The 20,739-nt window shown below is 61.8% G+C and carries 19 protein-coding genes; 8 read left to right on the top strand and 11 right to left on the bottom strand.

The window, feature by feature from the left end:
- The first annotated feature begins 16 nt into the window (after nucleotides 1-16).
- On the top strand, nucleotides 17-1,972 hold the full coding sequence (locus RHP72_RS25720) for an AarF/ABC1/UbiB kinase family protein (protein WP_231782590.1): 1,956 nt from the start codon (nucleotides 17-19) through the stop codon (nucleotides 1,970-1,972).
- A gap of 14 nt (nucleotides 1,973-1,986) precedes the next feature.
- Here RHP72_RS25720 and RHP72_RS25725 read toward each other — a convergent pair whose 3' ends face one another.
- The 4 genes from RHP72_RS25725 to RHP72_RS25740 all read right to left on the bottom strand — a co-directional run bounded on the left by RHP72_RS25725 (nucleotide 1,987) and on the right by RHP72_RS25740 (nucleotide 5,071).
- Nucleotides 1,987-2,718, bottom strand: a complete 732-nt coding sequence (locus RHP72_RS25725; RefSeq protein WP_042447058.1) for a hypothetical protein — start codon at nucleotides 2,716-2,718, stop codon at nucleotides 1,987-1,989.
- 38 nt (nucleotides 2,719-2,756) lie between these two features.
- A complete protein-coding gene (locus RHP72_RS25730) occupies nucleotides 2,757-3,041 on the bottom strand; it encodes a hypothetical protein (protein ID WP_042924918.1) in 285 nt (94 codons plus the stop codon).
- A gap of 127 nt (nucleotides 3,042-3,168) precedes the next feature.
- Nucleotides 3,169-4,776 carry an AMP-binding protein gene (locus RHP72_RS25735; RefSeq protein ID WP_007729954.1) on the bottom strand — a complete coding sequence of 536 codons (1,608 nt, stop codon included), beginning with the start codon at nucleotides 4,774-4,776 and terminating at the stop codon, nucleotides 3,169-3,171.
- Nucleotides 4,777-4,879: 103 nt separating this feature from the next.
- On the bottom strand, nucleotides 4,880-5,071 hold the full coding sequence (locus tag RHP72_RS25740) for a hypothetical protein (protein ID WP_039973125.1): 192 nt from the start codon (nucleotides 5,069-5,071) through the stop codon (nucleotides 4,880-4,882).
- Between the two features lie 25 nt (nucleotides 5,072-5,096).
- On the opposite strand from RHP72_RS25740, the gene RHP72_RS25745 reads away from it, so the two are divergent.
- Complete coding sequence (locus tag RHP72_RS25745) at nucleotides 5,097-5,612, top strand: CGNR zinc finger domain-containing protein (protein WP_003940315.1); 516 nt, start codon at nucleotides 5,097-5,099, stop codon at nucleotides 5,610-5,612.
- A 10-nt stretch (nucleotides 5,613-5,622) separates the two neighbouring features.
- Here RHP72_RS25745 and RHP72_RS25750 read toward each other — a convergent pair whose 3' ends face one another.
- The 3 genes from RHP72_RS25750 to RHP72_RS25760 form a co-directional block, all read right to left on the bottom strand.
- Nucleotides 5,623-6,255, bottom strand: coding sequence for a hypothetical protein (locus RHP72_RS25750; protein ID WP_125052113.1), 633 nt, complete (start codon nucleotides 6,253-6,255; stop codon nucleotides 5,623-5,625).
- Between the two features lie 87 nt (nucleotides 6,256-6,342).
- Nucleotides 6,343-6,879 (bottom strand): hypothetical protein, encoded by a 537-nt coding sequence (locus tag RHP72_RS25755; protein ID WP_007729952.1) that lies wholly within the window; start codon nucleotides 6,877-6,879, stop codon nucleotides 6,343-6,345.
- Between the two features lie 150 nt (nucleotides 6,880-7,029).
- Complete coding sequence (locus RHP72_RS25760; protein WP_003940457.1) at nucleotides 7,030-8,193, bottom strand: LLM class flavin-dependent oxidoreductase; 1,164 nt, start codon at nucleotides 8,191-8,193, stop codon at nucleotides 7,030-7,032.
- Nucleotides 8,194-8,350: 157 nt separating this feature from the next.
- Between RHP72_RS25760 and RHP72_RS25765 the strand changes: the two genes are divergently transcribed.
- The 3 genes from RHP72_RS25765 (at nucleotide 8,351) to RHP72_RS25775 (ending at nucleotide 12,141) form a co-directional block, all read left to right on the top strand.
- Nucleotides 8,351-9,682, top strand: coding sequence for an MFS transporter (locus RHP72_RS25765; protein ID WP_064444197.1), 1,332 nt, complete (start codon nucleotides 8,351-8,353; stop codon nucleotides 9,680-9,682).
- A 141-nt stretch (nucleotides 9,683-9,823) separates the two neighbouring features.
- A complete protein-coding gene (locus tag RHP72_RS25770; RefSeq protein ID WP_065454946.1) occupies nucleotides 9,824-10,489 on the top strand; it encodes a TetR/AcrR family transcriptional regulator in 666 nt (221 codons plus the stop codon).
- Entirely contained in the window at nucleotides 10,486-12,141 is a 1,656-nt protein-coding gene (locus RHP72_RS25775; protein WP_007729934.1) for an FAD-binding dehydrogenase, read from the top strand. The genes RHP72_RS25770 and RHP72_RS25775 overlap by 4 nt, the downstream gene beginning before the upstream one ends.
- A gap of 8 nt (nucleotides 12,142-12,149) precedes the next feature.
- Here the strand turns inward: RHP72_RS25775 and RHP72_RS25780 are convergent, their stop codons facing one another.
- Together RHP72_RS25780 and RHP72_RS25785 are read right to left on the bottom strand one after the other, a co-directional pair.
- Nucleotides 12,150-12,287 (bottom strand): hypothetical protein, encoded by a 138-nt coding sequence (locus RHP72_RS25780; protein WP_153211511.1) that lies wholly within the window; start codon nucleotides 12,285-12,287, stop codon nucleotides 12,150-12,152.
- 44 nt (nucleotides 12,288-12,331) lie between these two features.
- The gene (locus RHP72_RS25785; RefSeq protein ID WP_166502700.1) at nucleotides 12,332-14,698 is read right to left on the bottom strand and encodes an arylsulfatase; all 2,367 of its coding nucleotides are present in this window, start codon (nucleotides 14,696-14,698) and stop codon (nucleotides 12,332-12,334) included.
- Between the two features lie 117 nt (nucleotides 14,699-14,815).
- Here RHP72_RS25785 and RHP72_RS25790 point away from each other — a divergent pair, with 117 nt between their 5' ends.
- Both RHP72_RS25790 and RHP72_RS25795 read left to right on the top strand, forming a co-directional pair.
- Nucleotides 14,816-16,027 (top strand): DUF2254 family protein, encoded by a 1,212-nt coding sequence (locus RHP72_RS25790; protein ID WP_165638981.1) that lies wholly within the window; start codon nucleotides 14,816-14,818, stop codon nucleotides 16,025-16,027.
- A 94-nt stretch (nucleotides 16,028-16,121) separates the two neighbouring features.
- Complete coding sequence (locus tag RHP72_RS25795; protein ID WP_311094901.1) at nucleotides 16,122-17,954, top strand: APC family permease; 1,833 nt, start codon at nucleotides 16,122-16,124, stop codon at nucleotides 17,952-17,954.
- Nucleotides 17,955-17,962: 8 nt separating this feature from the next.
- Here RHP72_RS25795 and RHP72_RS25800 read toward each other — a convergent pair whose 3' ends face one another.
- The gene (locus RHP72_RS25800) at nucleotides 17,963-19,036 is read right to left on the bottom strand and encodes a VIT1/CCC1 family protein (protein WP_007729922.1); all 1,074 of its coding nucleotides are present in this window, start codon (nucleotides 19,034-19,036) and stop codon (nucleotides 17,963-17,965) included.
- Between the two features lie 25 nt (nucleotides 19,037-19,061).
- Nucleotides 19,062-19,907, bottom strand: coding sequence for an alpha/beta hydrolase (locus tag RHP72_RS25805; RefSeq protein WP_054780970.1), 846 nt, complete (start codon nucleotides 19,905-19,907; stop codon nucleotides 19,062-19,064).
- Nucleotides 19,908-20,097: 190 nt separating this feature from the next.
- On the opposite strand from RHP72_RS25805, the gene RHP72_RS25810 reads away from it, so the two are divergent.
- Nucleotides 20,098-20,739 carry a DUF4232 domain-containing protein gene (locus RHP72_RS25810; protein WP_063315626.1) on the top strand — a complete coding sequence of 214 codons (642 nt, stop codon included), beginning with the start codon at nucleotides 20,098-20,100 and terminating at the stop codon, nucleotides 20,737-20,739.

Here is a 20,739-nt window from a genome sequence, read left to right on the forward strand (position 1 = left end):
CCCGTACGCTATCGCAATGGACTTGATGGTCTGGATCGTCACGACGCCATTTCTTGCAGCAGCACTGGCGGGCGTGATGCGACGAACGCTGGGGACGAGAGTCGGATGGCCGCGAACCCTTGCGGTCGCGGTGATAGCACTCTCGGTGGGGGTTCCACTGTCGGGATACGTCGCAACACTTGCAGGAATTGCCAGCCAGGACGATCAACTTCTGGTGAGCGTAGGAACAGCGCTCATATTCTTCGGAGTTGTCGCGCTCTGGGTGTTCGCAGCATGCCTGGCCGCATTGGTTTTCCTCGAAGTTGTCCTTCCAACAGGATCCATCCCCGGACCGCCAGAAGCATTGCAGCGCAGCCGAAAATCGTGGCGCCGAACCAAGCGATACGTCCAGATCATGGGCATCGTCGTGCGAGCGGGAGGCGGGCCCGCTCTTCGTGCTGGGCCATCAGCGCCTCAGTTCGGGGACGCGCTAGTGGAAGTAATCAACCGGTGCGGTGTCACTTTCGTCAAGTTGGGACAGATCCTCGGCACGCGAGACGACCTCATACCACCCGAGTTGGCTCGCACTCTCTCGTCTCTGCAAAGTTCGGCACGACCGGCTGATCCAGTCCGCATTGCGGAGCTACTGGCATCGGAACTCGGCGACGCACCAGAGTCGGTGTTCGCATGGTTCGATGTGGAGCCGTTCGCCGCCGCCTCTGTCGCACAGGTACATTCCGCGCGCACCGTTGAAGGCGTCGACGTTGTGGTGAAGGTTCAACGCCCCGAGGCGAGCGCGCAAGTGAGCGTGGATTGCGATATCTTCCTTCGCGTTTCGGCGCTCGCGGAGACCCGTTTTCCCTGGGCACGCGATATCGGCGTTCACCGACTCGCCGGGGGCCTCGTCACGTCACTGCTCGAGGAACTCGACTACCGCACCGAAGCAGCGAATACCGGCGCGATTGCTTCCACCATGTCGAACCGCCCGGATATCGTCGTTCCGCACATCTACCCCAACCTCAGTAGCGGACGGGTGCTCGTGATGGAACGTCTTCACGGCACACCGCTTTCCGACGGTGAGTCGGCGCTCACCGGCCTCGACCGCGACACCCGCAGCAGCATCGCCAACGAACTTCTTGCGTCGTTGCTCGACGGGATCTTTGTCCACGGCGTGTTTCACGCGGACCTGCACCCCGGCAACATCATGATCCTCGATGACGGCCGGGTCGGGCTCCTCGACTTCGGCGCAGTAGGGGTTCTGGACGGCGAGACACGGATCTTGTTCGCCGTGCTCCTCAACGCTGCCCTCGCAGGTGATCCGGTGGCGACAGTCGACGCGATGCTGATGGCATTCGACGTGCCGCCCGAAGTTGATCGCGGAGCACTACGTCACCAGGTGGGCCGAGAGATCACCCTGCTCAGTGTCCAACCCAATGTTTCCATGGCATCGTTCGCGCGAATGTTCACTGTGCTTCGCGAACACCGAATCGGAGTGCCGGGAGACGTCGCCGCCGCTTTCCGTTCGCTCGCGTCCTTGGAGCGCGCCCTGCGGCTCCTGGATCCGCAGATCGACCTCGTCGCTGCTGTTCGGGCCGAAGTACCCCGACTGTTGACCCATGTCGCCAGCCCGACTGCAGCCGCGCAGGCAATCCTGTCGACGACGGCGGTCACAACCGCGGTGGTCCGGCGCCTGCCTGGTCAGCTCGATCAGATCGCGACCTCGATCGCGTCGGGAAGCTTCACACTTCGCACTCGCTCGGTTGCACACCCCGACGACAGGCGATGGCTACGACGGTCGGCGAACAACGCCCTGGGTATGGCGGCGGGAGTGACCGCGCTGATCGTCGCGGCGATCCTGCTGTTCGTACCTGGCGGACCACAACTCACACCTCAGCTGTCGGGCTATGCACTCGCGAGTGCGGTACTGGGCTTCGTCGGCGTCGTTCTGTGCATGCGGACCGTGTTCCGTTTGTTCACACTCGACAACAGGTAACCGAGAACTGATTTTCATCGCTTGATCTCGATGTCGTCGAAGTCGAGCGCCAGGAGGGTCGGCCGCGAGAGAACGCGACTGCCTGGGCCCCGCGGGAGAACGCGCCGTCGAGTGGGAAAGGTGAGACCGTCGAACTGACGGTGATGGTCACAGTAGAGAGCAGCTTTCGCCCAGCTGCCTACCGGTTCGGCGACGAAGTCGTGACGGCGGATGAGGCCACCGTTGTCGACATAGAAGGTCTGCTGCCGGCAATGGGTGTCGATTTCTGGCGCAAATGTTGCTTGTAGTCGTCGCCATTGCTGCCCGGATTCCTGCCAAGGTTCGGCTTCGGTGACAGTGATGTCGTCGCGGGCGAGCAGCAGCGGTGCGTTCAGATAGTTCCAAAAGGCGTAGCCGGCAAAGTAAGCGGTGTCGAGCGCGTCCCAGTGGAGGTTGCGCCGGACTCCACTCAACCCGAAAAACTCTGGACGTGGGTCGGTTCGCCTCCCGAGTTCTTCGCCGTCACGAGTTTCGATCCGCACGACGCCCTTGTCGAACACAGCGCACTCGCCGACACGCGGAAAGTCTTGGAGGACAGTGCGTTGCTCGGCGACTTCAACCTCGACCGTGAACTTCGCCAGCTTGTTGCCGGGGAAGCGCTGAGGCAGCAGACCGCCCAAACGTCCCCGTGCCGTGATCGCTGAAACAGACTGCCAACGTTCGACTCCGCCATGTGCGGTGAGGACTTCATCGAGTAGTTCGGTCATATGTCGACGCTCTCCGTCCCTTGACGGAACTGTGGAAATCAGCGATCAGACGGACGCGTAGTTGTAGTTGCGTTCCTCCCGCGGTACCACTGCCACCCCGCGGTGATGATGACAGCGCCGGCAAGGGACCCGAGGATGCCGCTCGGGCGCAATGATAATCCGTCGCCCGCAATCAAACTCACAAGCAGTCCGCCCACCAGCGAACCACCGATTCCCGCGATGAACGCGAAGGTCCAATCCACTCGTGCGGCCCTTTGTCCCAGAATCAACTGGGCTCCCGCTCCGATGACGATTCCGAACAGAAGTATTCCGATGATGAGCATGAGCTGAGACCCTTTCGTGGAGTGACGACGCAAGGCGCGAACGACTTACTCTGCGCCATCTTTCCGGTATGTCTCTTATGTCGTGGTGAAATCCGTGTGAAAGGTTGTCGCCACCCACTCCACACTGCTAGGACGACGCCAGTGTCGTCGCCCAGCGGTAGTCCGCCTTACCGGCCGGGGTCCTCTTGACTTCATCGACCAGCACGATCGTGCGCGGCACCTTGTAACCGGCCAACGTCTTACGGCAATGTTCCTGAACCGCTTCGAGAGTCAGCTCGTCGGACTCGGGATAGGTCGCGATCACCGCGGCAACCTGCTGCCCCATGCGCGCGTCGGGTGCGGGGACGACAAGCGCGTCGGAGATCGCCGGATGCGCGTGAAGGGCAGCCTCGACCTCTTCGGCGAAAACCTTCTCGCCGCCGGTGTTAATGCACTGTGAGCCGCGGCCCAGGAAGACAATCGTGCCGTCCGCTTCGACCTTGCCCATGTCGCCGAGCACCGAAAGACGGGTGCCGTCAGCGCGGGTCGGGAACGTGCGGGCGGTCTTCTCTTCGTCCTTGTAGTACCCGAGCGGGACGTTTCCGATACGCGCGATGTAGCCCACGTCGTCGGAGCCGGCGGGGATCTCTTCGAGCCGCTCGTCGACCAGGATCATGTTCGGCGAGGGCGGCATTCGCAGATTTCCCGCCTCATCGATGGAGAAGGCGCCGTCATTACCGGACTCCGAGGCTCCGAAGTTGTCCCGCAACAGCAGGTCCGGCTTCACCGCCAGCATGCGGTCTCGAACGCTGGTGGACCAGATCGCACCACCTGACGTGATCGAGAAGAGACTGCTGAAATCGACCTCGTCTTTGCGTCGTTCCATCTCGTCGACCAACGGCAGTCCCATGCCGTCACCGACGATCAGGATCACCTGTACCGAATCCTTCTCGATCGCTTCGACGACCTTCTCCGCAACGAATTCTCGTCGTAGAACCACGCGGGCACCGAGGGTGAGGAAGGTGAACAGCGAATACAACGCTGCGCCGTGCATGAGGGGGGCGGCAATGAGGAACGAGAGTTCCGGAAATTCCTTTGCAGCGCTGGCTATCTCGGCGAGGTCCTGTCGAGCTTCCTCGCCGTACGGATTTCCGCCGGAGAGCGGCTTACGGAAGAAGTCGTCGTGACGCCACATGACACCCTTCGGGTATCCGGTCGTCCCGCCGGTGTAGAGCAGGTACACGTCGTCGCCCGAACGAGAATCGAACTCCCCTACCGGTGACATCTCGCGAGCGTCGTCGAAGGAAACCACCGACACTTCATGCGCTTTCGCGGCAGCGACCAGTTCGGCCTCGACCTCGCCGATCACGATCACCGTCTTCACCTTCGGGCATGCACCGAAAAGGGAAGCAAGGACACGCTGATGCTCGGGGAGTTCCACGACCACTGCGACCGAGTCGGAGTTGGTGAAGATGTACTCCAGCTCGGCGGGCGTGTACCGGTAGTTCACATTGATCGGGACCGCACGGATCTTGATCAACCCGAGGATCGACGTGACATGTTCGACGCTGTTCTTCAGGAACAGGGCTACATGATCGCCGCGCGAGATGCCGGCTTGCGCGAGCAGGTTGGCCGTTCGGTTGGCTTCCGCGTCCAGCTCAGCGTAGGAGAAGTTCTCTCCCTCGTAAGTCAAGGCGACGCGATCAGGCACCGAGCTGGCGACGGTTTCGAATACATCAGCGAGGTTGAACTGCATCGTCTTCCCTTTCAGAGTCTGCGCCGCGATACCGAGGCATACAACCCTGAATCTAGAACACGTTCCATGTCACCCGAGGCAAAACGGAGCGATTAGCTGACCATTACCTGGACCTGACCTTGATCGGCGCAGCGACGGCCGAGCCCGCACCGCCCGACACCCATTCGGCGAGCAAGGTCTGCCACGACCCGCAATGGCAGCGCAGGTAGGTGACCGTCCCCTCGCTGGTCCGATGCCGAGATTCGATCTCCCAGCGGTGGATGCAACTTATCGGCGCGAAATCTGTTTTCTTCATACGACGAGCATGATGTAATGGCATTGTGCATCTCAACCCTTACGGCGAATATGCGGTGACGCTGGCCGCCGACCTGGCCAATCGAAATCCCGAGACCTTGGCCGAACTCGTCGAACGCTGCGTCGATGCAGGCATCATTCTCGATTTCCCCATCGCCGAGAAGGACCTCGACGAGACCCTCGACCTTCTGATCGAGTGGTCGAAAATCGTCGACGTCACGGAGGAGGCAGCCCGCGCCGAGTTGGTGAACGTCATGCTCGAGCAAGCGTCGGCGTATCCGCGCATGACCAACCACGCAAACGACGGGTGGCATCTGCACTACCGCGATCCGCAACAGTCGCTCGCCGAGGTCCTCAAAGCCCTCTTCTCGGTAGGCACGGCGCTGCACCTCGTCGGCCGCGGAATGCACAGATTAGGTCGGTGCACCCTGGACGAGTGCACCAACATCTATGCGGACACCTCACGCAACGGCAATCAGCGGTACTGCTCCCCCACGTGTGCGAATCGCGACGCGGTGCGACGCCACCGCGCGCGCAAGTGAGCCGGACCGATTACGACGCGGGACCTACTACCTCGAAATCCGAGCCACCTTGGTAGTCGAACTGGAAGCTGCCGCCGCTGCTTCCCGAGCTGATTCGATTCCACGCGTCGATCAAGTCCTGGACCGTGTTGTATCCCAGGTCCTCCAAAGATCCTGAGAGACTTCCGGTTCCGGCGCCCTCGAACCAGCCGCCGACCACAACGGCCTGCGGAATCGCGATAGTGGGGTTAGTCGGATCGAGCAGTCGAACGCACGCTCCCGCAACGGCGTACACCCCGGCCGGCAGATTCCCGACGGTCCGCGTGATCGTCTGCCCAGGCGAAACGGCAAACAGATCGAGGATGTTGCTGACGGTCGGATACACCAACACGCCGGGCTGGAGCAGCTTTGCCGGATCGCGGATCACGTCGGGGACATCCCTGGCGTTGAGGATCGCCACTGTGCAGTTGATGAAGCTGAACCGCGGGTTCGGATTGGTGATGGTGAAGGTGATCGCATTGTCCGCTGCGCTCACCGACACCGGAGGCGGGAGAATCGCCGGTGCTGCCGACGCCGTCGCCGGAGTCATGACAACCAGTCCCACGACGGCGGCCGACGCCGCGACAATGCTTCCGAGAGCGCGTTTGAATCCACGACTTCGCATTTCCGAACCTCCAGGCAAGTCGGTCAGATCACCAGATGCCTGAAGAATAGACCGCTCAGTCGGAAAATTGGGGAGACAGACGGTGAGCTACCCGAAAAGTCCTTCGAGGCTGCCGCTGCCAAACAGGTCGCTCAGGCTTCCGGTATTGATGCCGCTGAACGGTCCACCGATGACAACGAGGCTCGGCACGCCAGGAACAGGCTTACCCAACGTCTCCAGATCGAGAAGATCGGAGCAGGCACCGAGCACGGCGTAGGTTCCGTCCGGAACATCGGTCACGGTGTTGGTGACCGTCTGCCCCTTACCGACGGCGAACAGTGAGGACGGGTCGGTGATCTTGGGGTACACCACAAGGTTCGGATCGAGCAGCTTGAGCGGATCATCAAGCACGGCAGCAGAATCCGCGGCGTTGACGACAAACGCCTGGCACAACGGGGCAATGCCCGTGTTGTTGTTCGTGATCGTCAGTGCCAGATCGTTTCCGGTCACCTTGTACGAGACGACCGGCGGGACCACCTCGGCCGACGCAGTTGCAGGATTGACCATCGCGACGCCTGCCGCGGTTGCAGCGGCGACTGCCACGGTTCCCACGACGCGACGTACTCCACTCGTGCCCAGCTTCATCGAGGATCCTTTCGTACTGCGCCTTGAGTTCGGCAACAGTGCGCAGCCTAGAACGGATCTACTGACCGAATTGCGTGAATAGTCCCGGAGGGAGGCCGTGCCCGAAAGATCGGGACAAACGTCCCCTTCTCGAAGAGCTCGCTGTTCGACTCAGTTCCCACTGGAGACGAAGGGCGTTCGCACCGGTCCGCCGACCGAACCGTGCGGTGCTACCAATCCACGCTTTTCGAGGATCGGACGCACGCCCTCACCGAACTGATACGCCTCTTCGAGATGGGGATAGCCCGACAATACGAAGTGATCCAGACCGATCGCCGCGTACTCGGCAATCCGATCAGCCACTTCTTGGTGCGAACCGACCAATGCGGTGCCTGCACCCCCTCGCACCAATCCGACGCCGGTCCACAGGTTCGGCGCAATCTCCAGCGACCTCGCTCCGACGCCCTCCTTGTAAGCCGAACCGCCGCCGTGCAATTCGAGCATTCGACGCTGACCTTCGGAGCCGGATCGCGCAAGACTCGCCTGAGCCTGCTCGACGGTCGCCGGATCGAGCGCACTGAGCAGCCGATCCGCTTCTGCCCATGCCTGTTCCGAGGTGTCCCGGCTGATGACATGCAGACGGATTCCGTAGTCGAGGTGACGACCTTGGACTTCCGCGAGGTCGCGGATCCAGGCGATCTTGGCGGCAACAGCGGACGGCGTCTCACCCCACGTGAGATACGTATCCGCGTAACGCGATGCGACGGTTCCGGCCGCCGGCGACGATCCGCCGAAGAAGATGGGCGGTACCGGATCCGGAATACGCTGCAGCGTAGCCTTTTCCACGTTGACGTACTCGCCGGAGAAATCAACCGGACCGTTACCGGACCACAACTGGCGGATCACGTCGAGGAACTCGCCGCATCGTGCGTACCGTTGGTTCTTGTCGAGGAAGTCACCGAACGTGCGCTGCTCGTGGTCCTCCCCGCCGGTCACGACGTTGAGCAGCAGACGACCGCCCGACTGCCATTGGAAGGTTGCGGCCATCTGGGCGGCCAGCGTCGGGCTGAGCAATCCCGGTCGCAGAGCAACCAGAAACTTGAGCGTCTCGGTGGTCTCGAGCATCATCGCAGTCGTCAGCCATGCGTCTTCGCACCACGCGCCGGTCGGCGTGAGGACGGCCTCGAAGCCGTTCGTCTCGGCGGCCGCGCCGATCTGATTCAGGTATTTCAGCGTCGCCGGACGATCACCGGACATCGAGCTGCCGTGCCCACCCGCCATCAGATTCCGGGAATCACCGTAAGTAGGCAAGAACCAGTGGAAGCGCAGTGACACGGTGATTCCTTTCGTCGACGAACAGGCAGAACTCTTCTGTCATTACAACCACAGTCCACCTCGAAGAACAGGGTTGAAATCACCCTGATCGCTACGGGTGCCCACTTTCGGCTCCGGCGATACCTTCGTGAATTTGCACCGCGACCCGGGGGCTCCGATGACCACGTTTGCCGAAGTCGAGCACAATTCACCGTTCTCGAACGAGACCGACGACGAGCGGCGATCCAGACTGAGAACCGTCGTCGCCGCGAGCCTGCTCGGCACGACGGTCGAGTGGTACGACTTCTTCCTCTACGCGACGGCCGCGAGCCTCGTCTTCAACCAACTGTTCTTCCCCAACCAGAGTTCCTTTGTCGGGACCATGCTTTCTTTTGCGACCTTCGCGGTCGGCTTTCTCGTTCGCCCCATCGGCGGAGTGGTGTTCGGTCACATCGGCGATCGCATCGGGCGCAAGAAAACGCTTGCCCTCACGATGTTCATCATGGGTATCGCGACGGCGCTCATGGGTGTCCTTCCGACCGCAGCTCAAATCGGGGTCGTTGCACCGATTCTGCTTCTGCTGCTTCGTATCCTGCAGGGATTTGCTCTCGGTGGTGAGTGGGCCGGAGCCGTTCTTCTGGCGGTCGAACACAGTCCGGAGAAGAAGCGCGGGCTGTTCGGCAGCATCCCGCAGATCGGACTGGCTCTCGGCTTGGCTTTGGGCACAGGAATGTTCGCACTACTTCAAACGGTCTTCGACGACGAACAGTTTCTCCGTTTCGGCTGGCGCATAGCCTTTGTTCTGAGCTTGGTACTCGTGATCGTGGGGTTGGTGGTCCGTTTGAAGGTCGACGAGACGCCGGCATTTCAGGCCGTTCGCGACCTCGAACAGCGCTCATCCGCCCCGCTCAGGGAAGTCTTTCAAGGAAGAGTCGCGCGAAACACCGTACTGGGCATGCTGTCTCGCTGGGGCGAGGGCGCCGCGTTCAACACCTGGGGCGTCTTTGCAATCACGTATGCAACCAAGACTCTGCATTTCGAAAAGGTTCCGGTACTTCTTGTGGTCACCGTGGCCGCAGTAGTGATGGCGATCTTGCTGCCGTTTTCCGGTTCACTCGCTGATCGGTTCGGCCCGCAACGGGTCTACATCGTGGGCATCGCCGCGTACGGCCTCGCGATCTTCCCCGCCTTCGCACTGTTCGGTACCGAGAATCTCCTGCTCTTCGGAGTCGCGATGGTCGTGGTCTTCGGAGTGATTCATGCCTTGTTCTACGGCGCCCAGGGAACGCTGTATGCGAGCCTCTACCCCACAGAAATCCGGTACACCGGGTTGTCGGTCGTCTACCAGTTCTCTGGTATCTACGCCTCCGGCGTCACACCTCTGATCCTTACTGCACTGATCGGCGCCACCGGCGGTTCACCGTGGCTGGCCTGTGGATATCTGGTGGCTACCTCGGCGATCAGCGTCGTCGCCACTGCGGCGATCAGGAAGCGTGATCTGCATCTGTAGCGATCACATCTGAATATTCACCTCTCTTGCACATTTACTAGATATGCATAGAAATACCTGCGAAGAAGAACAGATCGAGATACGCCTGCGCATCGGATACATCGGTGTATCGTTTGGGGTCCCACCCTGACGGAGGCGCCGATGACGACTGGAACGGACAACTCTCCGGCCAAGCGTGTCACCAAACGCCGTGGTCAGACCCGGCAGCGCCTGCTCGACGCGGCTGCAGATGTCTTCTCCGAATCCGGGTTCGGGCACGCCACGGTCGAGCAGATCTGCGAACGCGCCGGATACTCCCGAGGCGCGTTCTACTCCAACTTCGATTCACTCGACGAATTGTTCTTCGCGATGTGGGAGCAGCGATCTGCATCAATGCTCGCCGATCTACGGCTGGCGACGGAGTCGATCACCGCCGGCAACACCGTCGACATCCATGCCGCTGTCGCCCGGATCGTGGCGGTGGTTCCGGTCGACCCCCAGTGGTACCGGATCAACGCGGAATTCACAGCCCACGCGCTCCGTAACCCGGCACTTCGCAAAGCCCTTGCCGACCGTGAAGACGCGATCCTTCGCACCCTGTTGCCCATCGTGGAGTCCGCACTCAGCGATGTCGGGCGAACAATCGTCGGCGACCCGACGGCGTTGGGACGGGCATTGGTTGCAGTGCACGACGGCACCAGCGTGCAGTGCCTCGTCGATACCGACACCAACGCCGCCTTTGCACTGCGCCGCGATATCTTCACTCGAATTCTGCTGTCCTACAGCGAAATAATCCAGAACAACCAATCGGAAGAGGAGTTGTCGTGAGCGAACAAGCTGACGTCATCGTTGTCGGGGCAGGGCTGGCGGGACTGGTCGCCACCTACGAACTGACGCGGGCGGGCCGCAAAGTCCTTGTCGTGGAACAGGAGAACGCTGCCAACCTCGGCGCGCAGGCATTTTGGTCTCTCGGCGGACTCTTCCTCGTGAACAGCCCCGAACAACGCCGACTCGGCATCAAGGACTCCCTCGAGTTGGCGATGCAGGACTGGATGGGCACAGCGGGATTCGACCGCGACCGCGAAGATCACTGGCCGCGTCAGTGGGCCAAGGCGTACGTCGAGTTCGCGGCCGGCGACAAGCGTCAGTACCTGCACGATCTGGGGCTTCGCCTGATGCCGAATGTCGGCTGGGCCGAACGCGGCCGCGGAATGGCTCTTGGACACGGCAATTCGGTGCCGCGCTTCCACCTCACCTGGGGAACCGGCCCCGGCGTGGTCGATGTCTTTCTGACCAAGGTGATTGCGGCCCAGAAGCGCGGACTGGTCACGTTCAAGCACCGCCACCAGGTGGATCAGTTGGTGGTCACCGACGGCGCGGTCACCGGTGTACGAGGAACCGTCCTCGAACCTTCCAGTGATCTGCGCGGCGTGAAGAGCTCACGCACTCCCGTCGGCGAGTTCGAGTTCGCCGCACAGGCCGTCGTGGTCACCTCCGGTGGAATCGGCGGCAACTACGAACTGGTGAAGAAGAACTGGCCCGAGCGACTCGGCAAGGCACCCAAGCACATGCTGACGGGAGTACCGGCGCACGTCGACGGGCGCATGCTTGAAATCACCGAATCCGCGGGCGGAAACATCGTGAACCGCGACCGCATGTGGCACTACACCGAAGGCATCCAGAACTGGAATCCCATCTGGCCGAACCACGGAATCCGAATCATTCCCGGACCGTCCTCGATGTGGTTCGACGCCACCGGCAAGCGTCTGCCGGTCCCCAACTTCCCGGGCTTCGACACGATGGGAACCTTCAAGTACATCCTGGACAGCGGCCACGAGTACACGTGGTTCATCCTCGACCAGAAGATCATCGAGAAGGAGTTCGCACTCTCGGGATCGGAACAGAACCCGGACTTCACCAACCGCGACTTCAAGCTCCTCCTCGAACGAATCAAGAAGGGCGCGCCGGGACCGGTCGAGGCGTTCAAGCAGAAGGGCGCCGACTTCGTTGTGCGCAACAACCTTCGTGATCTGGTCGACGGCATGAACGCCCTCACTGACGAACCGCTCCTCGACTACGAGGACATCGAGCGCGAGATGATCGCCCGCGACCGCGAAGTCGACAACAAGTACAGCAAGGACTTCCAGGTCACCGCCATCCACGGTGCCCGTAATCTGTTGGCAGACAAGATCGTGCGCGTCGTTGCACCGCACAAGATCCTGGACCCCAAGAACGGCCCACTGATCGCGGTCCGGTTGCACCTGCTCACACGCAAGACTCTCGGCGGCTTGGAAACCAACCTGGATTCGCAGGTCATCAAGGCCGACGGCAGTGTCTTCGACGGCCTGTACGCAGCCGGTGAAGTCGCGGGCTTCGGCGGCGGCGGAGTCCACGGTTACAGCGCACTCGAGGGGACCTTCCTCGGCGGCTGCATCTTCTCGGGCCGCGCAGCCGGACGAGCATTGGCGCGCGACCTGTAGCCCCGAAATCAGGCGAGCGAATGCGTGACCAGAATGTGGTGGGCACGCATTCGCCGCGCCTCGTGCACGGATTGATGGTGGTGATGGTGCGTCGGCCCGCGCGCGTGGCGGACCAGATCGTGAACAGTTCGGATGACGGTCGGCATTGCGACCCTCCCTCAGGAGATGGCGACTGCTGTTGTCGGTGAAATCACTGTCTGGACACCGCCACTCGCGCCACCTCCTCCGGATCGATCAGGTGGGTATGGTCGTCGTCACCGACATCGATCTGCACGACGTCGATACGGCAGTTGAATGTGGTTGCGCCACTGTAATCAACACTGACAGGCATGCCGTAGTCGTCACCGATATCGGTGGTCTCGTCCGCGGAGAACACCATCGGTTGAGTCTGCTCGACGCGACCCGAGCCCACTTCGCGACCGTCGTGATAGATCGTGACCCCGCCACCTCTCGCGAGACCACCTCCGTCGTAGGCGAACTCAGCCCTGATCTGGTGGGATCCTGCCGGAATGTCTTCGTCAGAGCCGATGACGAACTCGGTCATGCCCAGTAAGTTGTAGACGAATTTGGCGCGACCTTCCCGCGCGTAGAGTGCCCAGCCCCCGAACCTGCCTCCCTGCGCGATCATCACACCGTTTGCTGTGATGCCATCCGCGACGTCGACAGCTGCTGTCACACTGAACGATCGGTTCTTGATGCTCAGCACGCTGTGCTCGCTCAGTCGCTTCATTCCGGGAAACAGAACCTGTCTGTTCCCCGACACCAACTGCGGGCGCCCCGCGATGTGAGGGTTGAACCTCTCGAATCTTCGGTCGTCGATGGGGAGCACGTTGTACTTGACCGCTTCGATCAACCACAAACGTTGCAGTGCAGCGAGTTTCTCCGGCATCTGGGCCGCCAAATCTTTGGACTGCGTCCAATCCTGTGACCCGTCGTAGAGTTCCCAGACGTCGTCGTCGAGAGCGGGGAGTACCTCCGCGAACAGCCACGGAGTGCTGTGCCTGGTGACCGCACTCCAACCCTTGTAATAGATACCGCGATTGCCGGCCATCTCGAAGTACTGCAGATCGTGGCGTTCCGGGGCTTCGGCGTCGTCGAAGGTGTAGACCATGCTGGTCCCCTCGACGGGCGATTGCTGGACGCCGTTGACAAAAGTCGGTTCCGGTAGTTTCGCGGCTTCGAGGATCGTCGGTGCAACGTCGATGACGTGGGTGAACTGCGACCGCGTCTCCCCCTTGGTCCGAATCCCTGCAGGCCAGTGCACGATCGTCCCGTTACGGGTGCCACCCCAGTGTGACGCAACCTGTTTCGTCCACTGATACGGCGTACACATTGCCCACGCCCACCCCACGGAATAGTGGTTGTACGCGTCCTTGGTGCCGAACTTGTCTTTCACTTCCGCCATGAACTCCGGCGTCTCGATGGCGGCGAGTCCGTTGAAGTTGGCCATCTCGTTGAAGGCCCCGTTGATAGTCCCCTCTGCGGATGCTCCGTTGTCGCCGATGATGTAGTACACGAGGGTGTTGTCGAGAGCCCCGAGTTCTTCGATCGCATCGACAAGCCGGCCGACATGAAAGTCGGTGTGTTCGAGAAATCCTGCATAGACTTCCATTTGGCGTTCGAGGACAGGCTTCAATTCCTCACTCATGTCCTCCCACGCCGGAATGGCCTCAGGGCGCGGGGTGAGAACCGCATCCGCGGGAACGACTCCCCGCTGCTTCTGCTGCTCGAGAATCGACTCGCGTTGAGCATCCCAACCTCCTGCGAACCGCCCCTCGTACTTGTCGGCCCACTCCTTCGGAACATGGTGCGGCGCATGGGTAGCGCCGGGAGCGAAATAGACGAAGAACGGCTTGTCCGGAGCCAAGGACTTCTGCATGCGAACCCAGTCGATCGCGTGATCGGCAAGGTCTTCGGTGAGGTGATAACCCTCCTCCGGTGTCTTGTCCGGCTCGACAGGCGCGACGCCCTCGTACAGAGCCGGGTAATACTGGTTGTTCTCCCCGCCGATGAATCCGTAGAAGTGCTCGAACCCGCCTTCTCCCGTCGGCCACGATGTGAACGGTCCCACCGGGGATGTTTGCCACGGCGGAACCTCGTGACACTTGCCGAACTGCGCCGTCGAGTATCCGTTGAGTTTCAACGTCATCGGCAGTGCGGCTTTGGTATTCGGCCGCAGGCCGGAAAGACCAGGAGCCGAGGTAGCGGTTTCGGTGATCGATCCCATGCCGACCGAATGATGGTTGCGCCCGCTCAGAAGAGCGGCGCGGGTCGGAGCACACAGTGCCGTCGTGTGAAACCGCGTGTACGTGAGCCCATTACTTTGCAATCGCTCAGCAGTCGGTGTGTCCGCTGGTCCTCCGAAGGCACTGCTCGCGCCATATCCCACGTCGTCCAACAGGACCACCAGAACATTGGGTGCGCCGGCCGGCGGTAGTAGCGGAGTGATCGGCGGAAACTCGGTGTCCGGATCCTTCGCGTCGTACGTCACCAGACCAAGATGTTGTCGATCCGGAATCGGTAGTACGGCGCGGCTCTGGTCTGTCGGATCCGTCATGACGTCTCGCCTTCTGTCTCTCACATGGCTCTTTCAAGCGTTTCAGGATCACGACGACGTCGACATCATCCGTTTCGGGTGAAGGCGCACCATTGCCGCAGCGTGGAGGCTTGAAGTGTGGATCAGCCCGGACGTTTCGCTCCCACCCCGATCGGGCATGCCTTCCTCGTCCCCCGGCGCCGTGTACGTGCAGGCCTGACCCAGATCCTGTGCGTCGTCGTGGGACTGGCTGCCGGACTGGGGATGCCGTATGTCCGGAGCGGCCCGATGATTCCCGCCCGTCAGGTCAGCGAGATGCTCGTTGCCCTCGGACTGGGGTTACTGGGTGTAGTGGCAGTGATCTTCTCGCTGCTGTTCCTCGTCGTCCAGTGGGCCGCGACCACCTTCACTCCTCGCTTGTTGTTGTTCCGCGACGACCCCATCGTGTGGCGGACGTTTGCCTTCGCGATAGGCCAGTCGGTTTTCGACATCACGGCGGCGCTCGCCATCAGCAACGAAACGGACGTGTCGGTGATCGTGCCCAGCCTCGCAGTGCTGGCGCTCTTGGCGACGCTGACGCTGATCAGGCTGCTCCAGCTGCGCGCATTCTCGGCCATCCAGTTGGCTCCTGTACTGACCACGATCTCGAGTCGTGGCCGAGCAGTCTTCGCCGCCGTGTACCCCACCACTGATCTGGAGTTGCTTCCTCTACCAACACTTCCGGTGATCACGACAATCGAGTGGCATCGACCGCCGGCCGTTCTGCAGCAGATCCTCGTCGAAGATCTGCTGCAGAACGCTCGGAACTGCCGATCCATGGTGGTCCTCCGAGTGTCGCCGGGTAGCACGCTGCGAGACGGATTGCCGCTCGCCGACGTCTACGGCGGACCCATGCCCGCCAACACGATCCTTGACGCCTTGGTCAGTGGGAGTGAGCGGACCTTCACCCAGGACCCCCTACTCGCGATTCGGTTGTTGGCTGACATCGCGCTCAGAGCGCTCTCACCCGCTATCAACGATCCTGCGACGGCCGTGCAGGCTCTGGACGAGATCGAGGACCTCCTCTCTCTGGTGGCCTCCGTACGCGCAGATTCGATCCGGGCCGTCGACGAGCGTGGTGATCTGCGTGTGGTGATTCCACTGCCCGACTTCACGAGCTTCGTCAGAACCGGACTGGACGACGTCATAGCCTCGGCATCGAACTCGCCACTCGTTCTGGGCCGACTTCGCGACCTACTTTCGCACGTCGCCGCCCAATCGGAGTCTCGGAACCGCGATATTCTCGCCAAGCGCGCTCGCTGGATTGATCAGCTGTCACAAGGCTTCCCGCGACTCGAACCCCCGTTGTGAACCCGTACAGATTTGCGGGCCATCGCGTCAAAGCATCGTCAAGATCAGTCTCAGAGCTACGGGAAATGACGATACTGACTCGGTGAGACATGCAGTGATACTCGGACACCGTGGAGTCATATCGTCGACGACCCGCCCGGCCCGTGGGCCAGAGAATCAGAAGCTCTCCGTCGCAACCGGACTGGCAGGGCTTTCGCTCGACGCGATGGCCTCGGTGTCGTACGGGCCAGAAGCCATCGTGTTGGTGTTGGCCCTCGCCGGCGGCGCAGGGATCGGGTTCACCGTGCCGGTGACAATCGCCATCGCAGTGCTGCTTGTGGTCCTGGTGGCGTCGTACCGCCAAGTGATCGCCGCATTTCCCGAAGGCGGTGGCGCCTACGCCGTCGCAAAGAAGCATCTGAGCCCGCGGGCAAGTTTGACCGCCGCCGCGTCGTTGATCGTCGACTACACCCTCAACGTCGCGGTATCGATCGCAGCCGGTGTCGCGGCTCTGACCTCCGCCTTCCCCGCACTTCTCCCCCACACGGTCTGGATCGCACTGGCGATACTCGGCGGCATCACGGCACTGAATCTGCGGGGTATCGCAGATTCCGCGCGGGTATTCATGTTGCCCACCGTGATCTTTGTCGTCAGCATCTTCACGGTGATCGGTGCCGGACTGCTTCGGGAAAACCCTGCCGCCGCAACGGCTCCCTTTATCGTCGACAATGCACACACGATCGGCATTCTCCTTCTGCTCAAGGCATTTTCGAGTGGTTGCGCCGCATTGACCGGTGTCGAAGCCATCGCCAATGCCGTACCCAGTTTCAAGAAGCCTCGCGTGCGTAGCGCTCAGCGCGCCGAAGTAGCTCTGGGAATCCTTTTGGGCACCATGTTGATCGGCCTTGCCGTGTTGATCGAGAAGTTCTCACTGGCCCCAGTCCCTGGAACAACGGTCCTGTCGCAACTCACTTCCGCTGCCCTCGGAAATGGTGTGGGCTACTACGTCGTCCAATTCTCCACTGTGATTCTGTTGGCGTTGGCCGCGAATACCTCGTACGGCGGACTCCCCAATCTGATGCGAATCCTCGCCGACGACAACGTGCTCCCGCACCGCTTCAGCCGGAAGTCGACGCGCGACGTCTTCACGTACGGCGTCTTGTCGCTCGGAGGCGTCGGTGCTCTCCTGCTCATCGGATCCGGCGGAAACATGAACACCTTGGTGCCGCTGTTCGCCATCGGTGTGTTCATCGGATTCACGCTCGCGCAGTTCGGCATGGTGCGCCACTGGCTCGCCGAACGGACACCGGGCTGGAAGTGGCGATTGGCGCTCAACGGTTTCGGGGCTGCGTTGACTTCGATCGCAGCAGTGGTGACTACCGCCATGAAGTTCACCGAGGGCGCCTGGCTGATCGCTCTCGCGCTCCCTGCGCTCGTCCTCGGCATGGAACGCATCCGCGGTGCGTACACACATATCGGTACGCGGTTAACCGTTCAGGGTGAGAACGATTCTCTGTCCATCGGATACAAACCAGCGGTCCTAGTACCGGTGTCCGAAATTACGTCGCTCTCCACCCGCGCGATGGCCGCGGCAACGGCGATGTCGTCACAGCCCATCGCAATTCGAGTCTGCCTGGCCCACGAATCGACGACGGACTTCACACGCCGATGGCAAGCCCGACATCCGAATTCGCGTTTGATCGTCATCGAGGACACCGAGAATTCCGTGGGGAACACCCTCGCCCGATACATCCGCACACACTTCCCCCACCGAGAGACCTTTGTTGTCGTCGCCACCATCGACCCGGCGACCAGATGGCACCGGTTCCTCCCGAGCCAACGGACCGATGAGATCGCTCATGCACTGCGCAAACACACCGAGGCCGTGGTGTGCCAGATTCCGGTTCGGATCGATCCGGCTCACCGCGATCCCGCCCTACGCGCATGAGCCGACGCTCAGAGCGAGGTCCCGAACAACATGCCGAGCAGATACGTCGCGCCGGCAGCGCCGTAGCCGATCGCAAGTTGGCGTAGCGCCCGCTTGAATGGCGGCCCGCCCGAGAGCAACCCGACCACAACGCCCGTCGTCAGCAACGCGATCCCCACGAGAACAGATGCGACGATCAGAGCCGTCATGCCTTCCAGGCCGAACAGATACGGCAGCACCGGAATGATTGCGCCCGAGGCGAAGAAGCAGAAACTTGCCGCCGCTGCGCCCAACCCGGTTCCGACAGCTTCATGGTCGTCGACAACGTCGGCGGCGCCGAAGGTGCTGTTCGCGAGGACCTCGGCGGCGCGCTGATCCGCTTCCTCGGCGGACATGCCGCGGGCCCGGTAGACCAGGGCCAATTCGTTCGCGTCGACGTCGAGCAGTCCGACAGCTTCGCTGGCAGCCGGACCAGGATTGGACGCTTCCAACAACTCTCGCTGCGAGCGGACTGAAACGTACTCGCCGGCGCCCATCGACAGGGCGCCGGCCAGAAGCCCGGCCATGCCGGTGATCAGAACGATCTGATTGGAGACGCCGCTACCGCTGATGCCGAGCACGAGAGCGAGATTGCTGACGAGGCCGTCGTTGGCTCCGAAGACGGCGGCACGAAACGTCCCCGAAAGTCTGTTCCGACCCCGAGTGGCCAAGGCCCGCACCACTTCTTCGTGGATCTTCTCGTCCGCGCCCATCGATGCAGTCGCGTCGGCGTCGTTGGGATACGGGGATCGCGTCTCCGCGCGCTGTGCAAGAGCGAGCACGAAGACGGAGCCGAAGCGCCTGGCCAGAAAGCCCAGTATCCGAGTGCGGATATCGCCGCGAAGTGGTTTGCCGACGTGATCGCCGAGTAGCGCTCGCCAGTGCGCCTCGTGTCGCCCCTCCGCATCGGCCAGTGCGAGAAGGATTTCGCGCTCCTCGCCGCTGCGCCTACTCGCGAGGTCTCGGTAGACGGCGGCCTCGGCTTGTTCGTCGGCGAGGTATCGTCTCCAGCGCTTGACATCTCGCGGGTCTGGATCGGGTCGTGCGGCCGGAACTGTGGACATCGTGTTCCCCTTTCCGGTGAGGCGGTCACGCTTCTAGTACGCGGTCCATCCACGTCGTCAGATCGTTGATGACGTCGTCGCGGTTGGTCTCGTTGAAGATCTCGTGTCTGGCACCCGGATAGGTGTAGTAGGTGACGTCTTCGATCCCCGCCGAGTTGTACCGTTCGACTGCGACGTCGGTACGGCTCAGCGCGGCGTTGAGAGGATCCGAGGTGCCGACGAAGACCAGGATCGGAAGGTCTTGTCGCACGCCCTCGACGTCGACGAACCTCGGTCCCGCTGCGATAAGTCCACCCATGCCGGCGTCGTCCAGGCTGAAACCGCACAGCGGATCGTTGATGTACAAATCCACCTGCGCTTCGTCACGGCTGAGCCAGTCGTGCGGAGTACGGGCCGGTTCGAATTCCGCATTGAACTGGGCGAGGACGTCCGGGCCCTCGTTGACGAGGCTCTCGATCAGTTGATCGACCGCGGTGGTCCCCGACAGTGCGACGGCGTCGATCAGGTGCGAATGATCGAGGATGTACTGCTGCGAAGCGAACGAACCGAGGCTGTGGCTGAGCAGTACGACGGGCAGGCCGGGGTGTTTGTCGCGGATGATGCCCGTGAGGGTCACCATGTCTGCAACCAAGCGGTTCCAGCCGTCGTCGCCGATGTTGCCTGGGCCGGCGTGCATGCTCTCACCGTGGCCGCGGTGGTCCGCCGCGTAGACGTGGAAACCGCGAGCATTCAGGGCTTCGGCAACGTGTGCGTAGCGTTTTGCGTGCTCACCCATACCGTGCGCGAGTTGAACAACCCCTCGAGGTTCCTGCTCGGTGGGCCATTCGTGGACATGAATGACCACTCCGTCGTCGCTGGTGAAGGTGAACATGCGCTACTCCCGGTGATCGCGATCCGGACAGGTCATTTCTCATGCTAGATCCGCAACGGCAATCCATCCGGGAAGTAGGTCCTGATCACCGGCGAGCCTGATTCGTTTCTGCACATCCGGCTTCAAACTCGGATATACCGGACACGGATGTTCGGAAACAGTTGTCGACCAGCCTGAGGAGTACAGAGCGATGAATTCGAACCGCATGCGCAACGTCGGCTTGTTGGCGGCTCCACTTGCTGCTCTCGCCCTTCTCAGCGGTTGCGGCTCGGATGAAACGGGAACGGCCGAGAGTTCACCGGCACCCGCCTCAACGACGACCGCCTCTGCGCCGACGACCCAGACCGGCACCGCTTCACCTTCGACGACCCATACCGATCACACCCAAACCACAACCTCGACGGCACCCAATCCCGAAGGCTGCGCGATCGGGGAACTGAACGTCACCCTCGGCGAGTCGAGTGGCGCCGCCGGTTCTGTGGAGCTTCCGGTGGTCTTCACCAACACGGGCGGCCGCACGTGCACGCTCGACGGTTTCCCCGGCGTCTCGTATGTCACGGGAGCGTCCGGAAGCGAAGTGGGTGCTGCAGCCGGCCGCTCCGGATCCGGTTCACTCGTCTCCCTTGCCCCTGGCTCTGCCGCAACTTCTTTGGTGCGAGCTACGAACGTCGAGAACTACCCGGCAGATCAGTGCGGCCTGACCGACGTTGCGGGACTGAGGGTTTACCCACCCAACAGCTACGACTCGGTCTTCCTCGCCTACCCCACCAAGGGTTGCTCGATGACCGGCGCGAACATCAACCAGCTGACGGTCGCGCCGGTCGCCCGCTGA

It is taken from the genome of Rhodococcus sp. SG20037, assembly GCF_031763325.1.
In the GTDB taxonomy this organism is placed as follows: Bacteria; Actinomycetota; Actinomycetes; order Mycobacteriales; family Mycobacteriaceae; genus Rhodococcus_F; species Rhodococcus_F qingshengii.